Annotated in this window: 8 protein-coding genes; 1 reads left to right on the forward strand and 7 read right to left on the reverse strand. The window is 61.3% G+C overall.

Going from position 1 to position 13,208, the window contains the following annotated elements:
- Positions 1–5: 5 nt before the first annotated feature.
- The 7 genes from B0919_RS05795 to B0919_RS05825 form a co-directional block, all read right to left on the reverse strand.
- Positions 6–1,109 carry an agmatinase family protein gene (locus B0919_RS05795; RefSeq protein WP_078011272.1) on the reverse strand — a complete coding sequence of 368 codons (1,104 nt, stop codon included), beginning with the start codon at positions 1,107–1,109 and terminating at the stop codon, positions 6–8.
- 37 nt (positions 1,110–1,146) lie between these two features.
- The gene (locus B0919_RS05800; RefSeq protein WP_254846487.1) at positions 1,147–1,782 is read right to left on the reverse strand and encodes a chemotaxis protein CheC; all 636 of its coding nucleotides are present in this window, start codon (positions 1,780–1,782) and stop codon (positions 1,147–1,149) included.
- A 68-nt stretch (positions 1,783–1,850) separates the two neighbouring features.
- Positions 1,851–3,488, reverse strand: a complete 1,638-nt coding sequence (locus tag B0919_RS05805; RefSeq protein WP_078011273.1) for a chemotaxis protein CheA — start codon at positions 3,486–3,488, stop codon at positions 1,851–1,853.
- Complete coding sequence (locus B0919_RS05810; RefSeq protein WP_078011274.1) at positions 3,485–4,600, reverse strand: chemotaxis protein CheB; 1,116 nt, start codon at positions 4,598–4,600, stop codon at positions 3,485–3,487. The genes B0919_RS05805 and B0919_RS05810 overlap by 4 nt, the downstream gene beginning before the upstream one ends.
- Before the next feature lie 76 nt (positions 4,601–4,676).
- A complete protein-coding gene (locus B0919_RS05815) occupies positions 4,677–5,060 on the reverse strand; it encodes a response regulator (RefSeq protein ID WP_078011275.1) in 384 nt (127 codons plus the stop codon).
- 50 nt (positions 5,061–5,110) lie between these two features.
- Entirely contained in the window at positions 5,111–5,647 is a 537-nt protein-coding gene (locus B0919_RS05820) for a chemotaxis protein CheW (RefSeq protein WP_078011276.1), read from the reverse strand.
- An 80-nt stretch (positions 5,648–5,727) separates the two neighbouring features.
- On the reverse strand, positions 5,728–10,179 hold the full coding sequence (locus tag B0919_RS05825; RefSeq protein WP_176132871.1) for a HAMP domain-containing protein: 4,452 nt from the start codon (positions 10,177–10,179) through the stop codon (positions 5,728–5,730).
- Between the two features lie 353 nt (positions 10,180–10,532).
- Here B0919_RS05825 and topA point away from each other — a divergent pair, with 353 nt between their 5' ends.
- Positions 10,533–12,992: a type I DNA topoisomerase gene (gene topA / locus B0919_RS05830; protein WP_078011277.1), complete on the forward strand. Its 2,460-nt coding sequence runs from the start codon at positions 10,533–10,535 to the stop codon at positions 12,990–12,992.
- Positions 12,993–13,208 lie beyond the last annotated feature (216 nt).

The following is a 13,208-nucleotide window of genomic DNA, read 5'->3' on the forward strand; positions in this document are numbered from 1 at the left end:
CTTGGCTACGATTGCGCGGTTTCGATACCAGCAGCCGTTAGCCGGCCCTGCGACACGGCCATCCAGTTGGCCATCTGGTAGAGCAGGCGGGCACCCACGTTGCCATTCCAGTCGGTGTCGCCGGGAGCTACCTCGTTCAGGTCGCAGCCGATGATCTGCCGGCCCGAGCGCACCACGGCCCGAATCAGGTACAGCGCCTCCTCAAACTCCAGCCCGCCGGGTACCGGCGTGCCGGTACCGGGGCACAGCTTGGGGTCCAGCCCGTCGATGTCGAAGCTCAGGTACACCTTATGGGGCAGTTGGGCGATAATTTTGCCGCACTGCTTTTTCCAGGATTTCTTCTCGTACATGCCCTCACGCAGGAAGCGGTGGTGGAACATCACCACGCGCCCGCCCGACTGGGCAATGACGTCGGCTTCCTGCTGGCACAGGTCGCGGATGCCCACCTGCACCAGCTTTTTCACCTGCGGTAGCTCCAGGGCATTGTACATGATGCTGGCGTGCGAGTACCGAAAGCCCTCGTAAGCGGGGCGCAGGTCGCAATGCGCATCAATCTGCAGAATGCCAAATTCCTCGTGGCGCTCGGCCAGCGCGTGCATGTAGCCCAGCGGCGTGCTGTGGTCGCCGCCGAGTACCACCACGCCCTTGCCGGCGTCGAGGTAAGCACCGGTTTTGGCCTTGAGCCACTGCAGCAGTGCTTGGCCGCGCTCGGTCACTTTGCCCGTCACGCTGGCAAACTTGCCTGCCGATTCAGCCGGTTGGCCGTCTTCCAGCCAGCCGATGTAGCCTTCGGCCAACTCGCGCAGCTCCTTGCTTTCGGCTTCCCACTTCTCGTCTACCTCTTCCATAGCCAGGCCCAGCTTCCAGGCGTCGGCGATGTCCGGATCGTAGAGGTCGACCTGAGCCGAGGCTTCGGCAATGGCAGCCGGGCCCTGGGCCGTGCCGGCGCGGTAGGATACCGTGACTTCCCACGGCACGGGGACCACCACTACCTGGGCTTCATCCGCCGTGAAGGGCAGGCCAAACAGGCCGCCGGAGGTGTCGCCCACGGCATTGGGGTCAAAATTGGCAAGCTTCTGTTGCAGCGCAAGAACAGTTGGGTCGTGCATGACGAAGGATGGAACGCCCCCCAAAACAAGAACTGCCCTAGGCGGGCAGTCCGTTACCGGGCAGGTCGTACGTGCGAATGATGGTCAGAATTTTGTCGAAGGTCTCCCGGTCAAAGAACAGCATCAGCGGCAGCTCCACGTTGCTGTTCTGATCGGAGAATTGGGTGATGACCGAGAAAATGAGCGGCTGCATTTTCGGGTGGGTCATCAGCAGCGCGTCCAGCGAGTGAGCCAGGTTGCCCTTGGGCGCCCGCGGCGGTGCACCGTAGATTTTGGCCTTGAGGATGTTGGCCAGCTGCGTGACGAGGGCGCCGGTGATGATGTTGCTGATTTCGAGCAGCAAGGATTCCTGCATCTCGTTCACCTCCAGCGACTCCGTCACGTTCATGCGCAGGCATACCTTGGAGAGGCGCTGCACGTGCTGGCCGGAGAAGAACATCAGCGTCGTGCCGTTGAAGTCGCCTTTGATGTCCGACTGCACCACCACGTGGCTGGTCTGGTACTTATTGACCAGGTCCAGGATGTCGTTGGCGCGCACCAGCTCCAGGCTGGGCACCTCCAAGAGCACCCGTTCCTGGGCAATAGCCGCGAACGAATCGGCAGCCCGTGCCAGCCCGATATTCAGGATTTCGCGGATAATGTCCCGTTCCAGATCATTCATGTACAGGTCCATACGGGTGGTTCAGTTAGGAAGCAGGCCGGCGGCAACGCGGCAGCGACCCGAGTTAGGCATTACGAAAATCATGGGCGGCGGGCTAAGAACAAGCGCGTCAGGGCCGGTACATCGAGTACCAGGCACACCTGCCCGCTGCCGAGTAAGGTGACCCCGCCGAACAAGTCAATCATGTCGAGCGGCTGGCTCACGGGTTTAATCACGATGTCCTGCTGGCGCAGGAACCGGTCCACAATCAGCCCCAGTTTGCGGCCGTTGTAGCTGGTGATGATGATGTCCTGCGCCCCGACCAGCTTGGAGCGGTCGGCCGGCAGCAGGGCGTCGTCATGGTCGGAGAGTAAGTCGGCGAGGCGCACCACCGGAATGTTTTCCGACAGCACCTTCGCCAGCAGCGTGCCGCCCACCACGTGCAGCCGGTCCGACTGCAGCGATACGACGGAATCGGTGTGCATCAGGGGCAGGGCGTACGGGTGGCCTTCCAGCTCGAAGAGCAGCGCGCCCTTCACGGCAATGGAAGTCGGCAGTACCAGCGTGAAGGTGGTACCCGCGCCCAGCTTGGACTCCACGCCGAGCTGCCCGCCGAGCGAGTCAATGGCCAGCTTCACCACGTCGAGGCCTACGCCACGCCCGGAAATTTCGGTTACCTGCTCCGCGGTCGAGAAGCCGGCTTCAAACAGGAGGGTATATACTTCGGCTTCGCTCAGGCGGCTGGCCGCGTCGCGCGAGAGTACGCCGCGCTCCACCGCCTTGCGGCGCACGCGCTCCACGTCGATGCCGCGGCCGTCGTCGGTGATGCGGATGAGCACGTTGTCGCGGTCGGTCTGGGCCGACAGCGTGAGCTGACCGATGGCCGGCTTGCCGGCTTTGGTGCGTTCTTCGGACGTTTCGAGGCCGTGGCCGATGGCGTTGCGCACCAAGTGCAGCAACGAATCGGTAATGATCTGCAGGATGTTGCGGTCAATCTGGATATCCTGCCCGCTGATGGTCAGCTCCACCTGCTTCTGCTCGGCGGAGGCAACGTCGCGCACCACCCGCGGAAACTTGTTGAACAAGGTGCCCACACCTACCAGGCGGGCGTCCATCACGGAGTACTGCAGGTCGTCGGCCAGGCGGCTCAAATGGGCCGTTACGCTCAGCAGCGTCGGGTCGCCTACCTCCTGCGCCAGCGTCAGCACCCGGTCCCGGTCGATGATCAGCTCCCCGACGAGGTTGAGCAAGTGGTCCAGCTTCTTGATCGGGATGTACACCAGATCAGACAGCTCCAGCTTACGCGTCGCATCTTCTTCGGAGCCCACTTCCGAGTCTTCTTCCAGCACCGGCTCTTCCCCGGCAATGACGCGGTCGAGGTTTTCAATCAGCGGCAGGTTTTCGGTCAGGGCCTGATTCGCGCCCACGGTCCGGATCATACCGCCCAGCACGTCGATGCCGCTGAAGAGCACGGGCACCATGGAGCCGGCAAACGGCCGCTCCTTGCTGCGGATCTGGCCGAAGATGGTCTCCATGCGGTGGGCCACCTCCCCGATTTCGTTGTAGCCCATGGCCCGGGCATTGGCCTTGAGGTTGTGCAGCAGGCGGAATACTTCGTTGAGTGCCGCCTCGTCGCCGGGCCGTTTTTCCAGCACCGACATGTGCTGGCTCATGGCGTCATAGGCCTCCAGGGCCTCGGCCATAAACAATTCCCGGTATTCCTGTTCGCGCGACTTCATCGGGGGTACGAACGAATAACGGGTGACACGCGCGCGCCGGCCGCAAGGGGCCGCAACGGCTGCACGTGGCTGTTGACGTAGCGGGCAATGTCGCCCAGCGGCAGCACCGCCGAGGCATAACCCGCCTGAATAACTGATTTCGGCATGGCAAATACCGCCGCCGACTGCTGGTTTTGGGCTACCACCTGACCGCCAAAATGCCGGATAGCGGCCGCGCCCGCAGTACCATCGGAGCCCAGCCCGGTCAGGACCACTCCCAGGGCACGTACGCTGGCCGCCCGCGCCGCCGAAACCATCAGCAGATCAATGTTGGGTTCGTCGAGGCTGACGGCGGGCTCCGTGACTTTGTGCAGCCAGAGCTGCTGGCCCAGTTCGCCGCGCACGGCCCAGTTGGCACCGCCCGGCACCACGATAATCTGTCCGCCCTGCAGGCGCAGGCCCGAGCGGCCTTCTACCACCGGCAATGATGCAGCCCGCCGCACCCGCTCGACCAGCGAGGAGGTAAACGCAGCCGGCAAATGCACTGCTACGATGACCGTCCAGCGCAAACCCGGTTGCAGGCCGCGCACCACTTCCTCTACCGCCGCAGCCCCACCCGTGGAACCGCCAATGACGACGATGCCGCGCGAAACAGTGCTCAGGCCCTGCCCCACCAGGCTCATGGGCGTGGCACCCGTAGCCAGGTTCAGACGCTGCACAGCGGCGCGGGCCACTGCTGTGGACTGATGCACTTTGCGCAGTAAGTCGCGGCGCACAAAACCATAATCCGGGTGCGTAGCGGCCGGCAGCGGGCCGAAGCTGTCGTACACGCCCCATTGCGCGGCCTCGCGCAACGAGCTGGCGTGGTAAGACTGACCGCAGTACAGCAGCACCGGGCCGCGGTGGTACTTGGCCAGCTGCGCCATGCTGGCGGGGGCCTGCTCGCTGGTGATTACCAGATCGGGCCGCAGCTGGCGCACCTGCGCAATCAGATCATCGGGGCCCGCAGTGCTGCCCACTATCCGCACGCTGGCGTCGGTGCGCAGCAGCTTGGACAGCGCCAACCGCATCAAGCCCGGCAAGTCGCCGAGCAAGATGGTGAGGGGAGCAGGCAGTACCGGAGTGGTAAACAAAGCGAACTGAAAGAGTAGCAAAAGAAGCGGGGCCAGCACCGACTCAGCCGGGCACTGTGGCGCAGGAATCAGCCGGTTAGGCCGATGCGTCGCCGCTTTCCTGCAGCGCGCCGCCTACGATTTCGAGCACCTTGTCCTCGGAGAATGGCTTCACGATGTAAGCCGAAGCCCCGCTTTCCAGCGCCTCGTTGACGATAACCTCTTGGCCTACTGCCGAGCACATCACGATTTTCACGTCGGGTAGCTCCTGCCGGATGTCCTTGAGCACTTCCAGCCCCGTGTTGTCGGGCAGAATCACGTCGAGGGTAATCAGGTCGGGCTTGGTTTCGGTAGCCAAGTCGCGGGCCTGCTGGCCGTTGGCGGCCTCACCCACCACGTCGTAACCGGCGTCGGTGAGCATATTCTTCAGCATCGTGCGCATGTAGAACGAGTCGTCTACGATGAGGATGCGATTTTTCATAGGGGTGCAGTCGAAAGGTGAGCGAAGAAGGAAAAGGCGAATTGCTGGGCCTATCTACGCTCGGCGGCAGCGGAAGATGTGGCTTTGGGCTTAAGCTGCATGATTTCTTCGGGGGTGAGCAGCTTCAGCATGTCCAGCACGATAATGATGCGGTTATCGAGCCGGGCAATACCCTCAATGTATTTGTCGTGCACGTTCAGATCCTGAATGAACTCGGGGGTCTTCTCGATGCTGGACGCTGGGAGAGACAGCGGTTGCGGCACCTCCCGCACGATGATGCCAATGGTGTAGTCCTTGGCCTCCAGCGCCATGGTATAGGTCGAGCCCGTTAGCGGGCCGTTGCCGGTGGAACGCAGGCGGAAACGCTCTTCCAGGTCGATGATGGCAATGATGTCGCCGCGCAGGTTGGCAATGCCCTTCACGAAAGGCGGCGTTTTGGGCATGCGGGCAATTTCCGGGGTCAGCGTAACCTCCTTTACCTGCTCGATGCGGATACCGTACTCCTCGCCGCCGAGGCGGAACACGATGAGCTGTACGGGCGCTTCGGCCTTGAACGTCTTTTTGTCGGCTGCTTGATTCTCAGGCATGCACTGGATGAGCTAAGGGAAAACCGTCGCCGCGGCCGAAACAACGAGGCTGTTCCGGCCGGACGGTTAGCGGACCGAGGTTATTTCTGCTTGCGCTGCTTAGCGGCCGGAGCCTTGCGCTGTTCGCCGTTGGCGGCGGGTGCGGAATTTTCACCTGCCTGGTTCTCAGGTGCAGAATTAGCACCCTTAGGAGCATCAGCAGCCCGGCGTACAGGGGCTTTGCGCGGTGGCGGCGTAGGCACGGTCGGCTCCGAAGGGGCAGCCTTACGTACCGGACGAGCCGGTGGGGCAGCCGCCTGGGTCACGTTGCCATTCGATACCGGGCGCTGAGGTGGCACGGGGCGGGCCTGACGGCGAGCCGGCGCGGCGGGTACCGTCGGGGTCACTGGCTGCTGGCGGGGCGCCATGCGGCTTACCGGCCGGGCAGGTATTTCCTGCGGAGCTACAGCGGGCTGCCGACGAGCCGGACGCACTGGCTCGGGCTCGTAGTAGTACGCGTCTTCGGCCATGTGATCCATGAGCTGGAAGGCCGAGAGGCCTACCTGCAGGTCGTCGGCAATGTCGGTCAGCTTCTGGCTCGAAGCCGTCAGTTCCGACATCGACGAGCTGAGCTGCTTGGCCGTGGAAGCCACCTGCTGGGTGCCCGAAGCCGTTTGCTCGGCAATGGCTACCACTTCTTCCACGTACTTCACCACGTCGCCAATCGAGGTTTTCTGTACCTCAGTAGCTGTGAGAATGTCGCGGGAGGTGCGCAGAATCTCGCCCGACGAGGTAGCAATGTTCTTAAAGGCCGAAGAAGCTTCGAACGTGGCGTTCTTCCCTTTCAGTACTCGGCCTTCCATGGTCGAAATAGCCGCTGCTGCCGAAGCCGTGTCTTTTTTCACGTCTTCCACCAGCGTGTTGATTTCGTTGGCGGATTTGCGCGAGCCTTCGGCCAGCTTGCGGATTTCTTCGGCTACTACCGCGAAGCCTCGGCCAGCTTCCCCGGCGCGGGCTGCTTCGATGGCAGCGTTCAGAGCCAGCAGGTTAGTTTGGGCGGCAATGTCGGTGATTACGCCCAGCGACTTCGAGATGTCCTGCGAGCGAACCGACAGTACGTCGATGGTACGCGCCGTTTGGGCCGAAGCGCTAGAGATTTCCTCCATGTTCTTTACCACTTCGGCTACCGTCTTCAGACCCAGCTGCGAGGTTTGTTCCCCGAGGATGGCGGCTTTGTTTACCACGTCGGCTTTGTTGGCCGTTTCCTTGGTTGCCGTCATGATTTCCTCGATCAGCTTGAAGGCCTGGTCGGTCTTCATAGCTTGGTTCTGAGCACCCTCTGCCATCTGTTGCATGGCCAGCGACACGTCGACCGTGACGCGGCTCATCTCCAGACCCTTCTGCGCCATTTCTTCCGACGAGGCCCCTACTACCAGCGACGAGTCGTTGATTTCGGCGAGCAGCTCGTTCAGGCTTTCCACGGCGGTGTTCAAGGCCATAGCCATGGCGTAAATGTCACCGGCGGTGGGCACCTCTACCTTCTGGGTCATGTCACCCTCCGATACGGCCCGCACCACGCGCGACACTTCCAGTACCGGCGAGGCAATGGACTCGATCAGGTCGTTGAGCGTGTCCACGATGTCTTTCCACGAGCCCGACACGCCAGTTACCGTGGCGCGTTCGGTCAGCTTGCCTTCTACCCCGGCTACGCGGGCCACACGCGACACTTCCTGCGCCAAACGGTTCAGGTCGTCCACCATGCGGTTGATGGTGTCGGCCAGATCGGCCACCTCGCCGCGAGCTTCCAGCGTCAGCTTCTGGGTAAGGTCACCCTGCGATACGCCCGTCACTACCTTCACAATGCCACGTACCTGCGTGGTAAGGTTAGCAGCCATGCGGTTTACGTTGTCGGTAAGGTCTTTCCATACTCCCGACACGTTCGGCACGTTGGCCTGGCCGCCGAGGCGGCCTTCGGTACCTACTTCCTGCGCCACGCGGGTTACTTCGCCGGCGAATACGTTCAGCGAGTCCACCATCTGGTTCAGAATGTTCTTCAGCTCCAGCAGCTCGCCTTTTACGTCTACCGTCACCTTCTGCGACAAGTCGCCGCGGGCTACGGCGGTAGCTACGTTGGCAATGTCACGCACTTGCGAGGTCAGCGACGCGGCCATCGTGTTTACGTTGTCCGTCAGCTCCTTCCAGGTACCACGCACGTTCGGCACGTTGGCCTGACCGCCGAGCTTCCCTTCGGTACCTACTTCGCGCGCCACGCGGGTTACTTCGTCGCCGAAGGTGTTCAGCGAGTCCACCATCTGGTTGAGGTTCTCCTTGAGTTGGAGCAGCTCGCCCTTGACGTTAACCGTTACGCGCTGCGACAAGTCGCCGCGAGCTACAGCCGTTGCTACGTTGGCAATGTCTCGTACCTGCGAAGTCAGGTTCGAGGCCATGCTGTTCACATTGTCGGTGAGGTCTTTCCATACCCCGCCTACGTTCGGCACGTTGGCCTGACCGCCCAGAATACCTTCGGTACCTACCTCGCGCGCCACACGGGTTACCTCGCCAGCAAAGATGTTGAGCGAGTCCACCATCTGGTTGAGGTTGTTCTTCAGCTCCAGCAGCTCGCCTTTTACGTCGACGGTTACCTTCTGCGTCAGGTCACCTTTTGCTACGGCGGTAGCTACGTTGGCAATGTCTCGTACCTGAGAGGTCAGGTTCGAAGCCATCGTGTTTACGTTGTCTGTCAGCTCTTTCCAGGTACCACCTACACGGGGCACTACAGCTTGACCGCCGAGTTTTCCTTCCGTACCTACTTCGCGCGCCACGCGGGTTACTTCGTCACCGAAGATGTTGAGCGAGTCCACCATCTGGTTCAAGATGTTCTTGAGTTCCAGAATTTCGCCCTTCACGTTTACCGTCATCTTCTGCGACAAGTCACCGCGAGCTACGGCGGTAGCTACGTTGGCAATGTCTCGTACCTGGGAAGTCAGGTTCGAGGCCATGTTATTTACGTTGTCGGTGAGGTCTTTCCATACCCCGCCCACGCCCGGCACCACGGCCTGGCCGCCCAGCTTACCTTCCGTACCTACTTCGAGTGCTACGCGGGTTACCTCGCCGGCAAACAGGTTCAGCGAGTCCACCATCTGGTTCATGTTCTGCTTCAGCTGAAGCAGTTCGCCCTTCAGGTCCACCGTTACCTTCTGCGACAGGTCGCCTTTTGCTACGGCGGTAGCTACGTTGGCAATGTCTCGTACCTGCGAGGTCAGGTTCGAGGCCATCGTATTCACGTTGTCCGTCAGTTCCTTCCACACGCCGGCTACGCTCGGCACGTTGGCTTGACCGCCGAGGCGGCCTTCGGTACCTACTTCCTGGGCCACGCGGGTTACTTCGCCGGCAAACAGGTTCAGCGAGTCCACCATCTGGTTGAGGTTCTGCTTCAGCTGAAGCAGCTCGCCTTTTACGTCGACGGTTACTTTCTGCGACAGGTCGCCTTTTGCTACGGCGGTAGCTACGTTGGCAATGTCTCGTACCTGCGAGGTCAGGTTCGAGGCCATGTAGTTTACGTTGTCGGTGAGGTCTTTCCATACCCCGCCAACACCGGGCACCACGGCCTGGCCGCCGAGTTTACCCTCCGTACCTACTTCCTGCGCCACGCGGGTTACCTCGCCGGCAAACAAGTTCAGCGAGTCCACCATCTGGTTGAGGTTCTCCTTGAGTTGGAGCAGCTCACCCTTTACATTGACGGTAATCTTCTGCGACAAGTCGCCACGGGCTACAGCCGTTGCCACGTTGGCAATGTCGCGCATCTGCGAGGTCAGGTTCGAGGCCATCGTATTCACGTTGTCCGTCAGATCCTTCCACACGCCGCCGACATTCGGCACCGAAGCCTGGCCGCCGAGTTTACCCTCCGTACCTACTTCCTGCGCCACGCGGGTTACCTCGCTGGCGAAGACGTTCAGGTTGTCGATGGTTTTGTTGATGGTTTCAGCCATCAACTTAAAGTCGCCCGACACCGGAATCTGGAACGACTCGTCCAGGTTACCGCGCGAGATGTTCTTCAGTACTTTGCCTACCTCCAACACCGGCACGGCGATGGAGTCCACCAGGCCGTTGATGTTGTTGATCATGTCACGCCAGAAGCCGGTAGCATTTTCCCCGGAGGCACGAGCTTTCAGGTTACCCTCTACCCCGGCCACCTTGGAGATGCGCGATACCTCGCCGCCTACACCACCAATCATCTCCACCATGGAGTTATAGGCTTCGGCAATTTCGGCGAAGATGTCGTCGTTCTGCTTGGTCAGGCGCACCGAGATGTCGCCCTTTTTAAAGGCGTCCAGCGCGTAGAGCACGCGGTTCAGCTGCTCATTGACGTAGTCTGGGTCTTGGGCATCGGTGGCCACGCCGCGCGCGGCACCGCGTTTGCGCGTCAGGTCCGACGTGGCGCGCACCACCGTCCCACCCGTCCCGTTGCGGGGCAGTGGGGTGTTGGTTTCGGGCAGGTTAGCGTCAGAGGGCGTAGGCGTCGTAGCAGGTTTGCTGTTCTTACCGGTGGCCATATGTGCGGAATGCGAAGCGCGGGGAAGCGCGGTGAGGGCGTGGAGTTGCCAGCCAGTTGGGGCAGGCAGTATCGGCAAAAGTAGCAAACGCGACGGTTTGCGCGCTACTATATATTCTTTTCAATGTCAGTACAGAATTTTGAACAAGCCTGAGCAGACTGAATGGCAATACTTTCAGCGTATCGAAACTACTGAGGGAAGCGCCGCGTTGCTAGGAACCTAATGGCGGCAGAACGTCCAGCTTGGATTATTCATTCATCTTTGCGGCCGCTTTCAACGTTTCGCCGCGTTTTTTTGTTTCTTCCCGTCGAGCCGCTCGCCTAGCGCCCTACTCGTTACCCACCCCTGATTTTATGGTCAAGAATCTTGTCATAGTGGAGTCGCCCGCCAAAGCCAAGACCATCGAAGGCTACCTTGGCAAGGACTTCGTGGTGAAATCCAGCTTTGGGCACGTCCGCGACCTGCCGAAGGACAACAACGCCATCGACATTCAAAACGGCTTCAAACCGACCTACGTGGTGTCGCCCGACAAGCGCGAGGTTATTACGCAGCTCAAGAAGCTGGCCAAGGAAGCCGAAACGGTGTGGCTGGCGAGTGACGATGACCGCGAAGGCGAAGCCATCAGCTGGCACCTGGCCGAAACGCTGGATCTGACCAACGATAAGACGCGGCGCATTGTGTTCCGCGAAATCACCAAGAATGCCATTCTGAACGCCATCGATTCGCCCCGCGAAATCGACCTGAACCTGGTAAACGCCCAGCAGGCCCGCCGCGTGCTCGACCGCCTCGTGGGCTTCGAGCTGAGCCCGGTGCTCTGGAAAAAGGTGAAGACGGGCCTCTCGGCCGGCCGCGTGCAGTCGGTGGCGGTACGCCTGGTGGTGGAGCGCGAACGGGAAATCAGCCACTTCAAGTCCTCCTCCGCTTACCGTGTGGTAGCTCGCTTCGACGCGGGCAACGGCGCCGTGCTGGAGGCCGAACTGCCCCGCCGCCTGACCACGCGCGAGGAAGCCGAGAACTTCCTGGCCCGTTGCGCCGGTGCGGCCTACACCATCGACACCTTAGAAAAGAAGCCGGGCAAACGCTCGCCCGCGCCGCCTTTCACCACTTCCACGCTGCAGCAGGAAGCTTCGCGCAAGCTGGGTTTCTCGGTAGCGCAGACCATGAGCGTGGCCCAGCGCCTGTACGAGGCCGGTAAGATCAGCTACATGCGTACCGACTCGGTGAACCTCTCGCAGGAAGCCTTGCTGGGTGCTAAGCACGAAATCGAGCGCAGCTACGGCCCGGAATACGCCCACTCGCGGCAGTACAAAACCAAAGCTGCCTCGGCCCAGGAAGCGCACGAAGCCATCCGCCCCACTGACTTCTCCTTAATTAAAGCAGGCGAAGATTCCTCCGAGCAGCGGCTGTACGACCTCATCCGCAAGCGCGCCCTAGCCTCGCAGATGGCCGACGCGCAGGTGGAGCGCACTACCGCTACCATTTCCATCAGCACCCAGCCGGGCGTGATGCTGTCGGCGACGGGCGAGGTGATTACCTTCGAGGGCTTCCTGAAAGCCTACACTGAATCCAAAGACGAGGACGAGGCTACGGACGGCGAATCGTCGTTTTCGCGGGGGTTGCCGCCGCTGTCGGTAGGCCAGCCACTGCCGCTGCAACGCTTCACGGCCACGGAGCGCTACGCCACGCCGCCGGCCCGCTACACCGAAGCTTCGCTGGTGAAGAAGATGGAGGAAATGGGCATTGGTCGCCCGTCGACCTACGCGCCGACCATCTCGACCATTCAGAAGCGCGGCTACGTGGAGAAAGACACACGTGAAGGCAAGGAACGGAAGTTTCATGTGCTGACGCTGGACGGCGCCGACGTGAAAACGGAGGTCAAAACCGAAAACTACGGCGCTGAGAAGGCCAAGCTGTTCCCGACGGACACGGCTATGGTGGTCAACGACTTCCTGGTGGAGCACTTCCCGGTGATTGTGGACTTTCAGTTCACGGCCAAGGTGGAGGACGAATTTGACCGCATTGCCGACGGGCTGGAAAGCTGGGAGGAAATGATTTCGGGCTTCTACGGCACCTTCCACGAAACCGTGGAGCGCGGCAAGGAAGTGGAGCGCGCCGACGTGGGCACGACCCGCGAAATCGGCCTGCACCCCGAAACGGGCGAGAAAATCTACGCGAAGCTCGGGCGCTTCGGCCCCTACGTGCAGCTGGGTGAAATCGACGAGGACAAAACCAAGAAGCCGGCCTACGCCAACCTGCGCAAGGGACAGTTTATTGAAAGCCTGACGCTGGAGGACGCGCTGGAGCTGTTTAAGCTGCCGCGCATCGTGGGCCAGTACGAGGATGCCGACATGACCGCGGCCGTGGGCCGCTTTGGGCCTTACATCCGCCACGACAGCAAGTTTTACTCGCTGGCCAAGGGGCAGGACCCACACACGGTGACGGCCGAGGAAGCCGTAGAGCTGATCAACGCCAAGCGCAAGCAGGAAGCCGAGAAGGTCATCAAAAGCTTCGACGCCGAGGGCCGCCCCGACGTGCAGGTGGTCAACGGCAAGTATGGGCCGTACATCGTGGCGGCGGGTAAGAACGTGAAAATTCCGAAGGGTGAAGAGCCCCGGGAGCTGACCCTGCAACGCTGCATGGAGCTGGCCGATGCCACGCCCGACAAGCCCGCTAAGGGCCGCTTCGGGGCGAAGAAAGCCGCCCCGGCGGCTACCGAAGCGCCGGCCAAGGCTACGGCTAAAAAGGCCACTACGGCGGCCAAAAAACCTGCCGCCAAGAAGGCTACGGGCGGCAGCAAAAAAGCTACCAAGTAGGTCTGCCTGCCTAGGGCAGAATGCGTACAAAGCTCCGGTCGGGATACTGACCGGAGCTTTTTTATTCGCTAGCGCTGGGCACTCATTACCAGGCTTCCCGAAGCCACCATCAAACAAGCCGCCCGCGGTAGCTGGGACTTTTTTGCCGTTGCCCTGTTACTCTGCCACCCGGGCACTTGGTGCTGCCGGGTAATTCTTCCCTGACCTAACACCTAA

The sequence above is a fragment of the Hymenobacter sp. CRA2 genome (assembly GCF_002007105.1).
Taxonomy (GTDB): Bacteria; Bacteroidota; Bacteroidia; order Cytophagales; family Hymenobacteraceae; genus Solirubrum.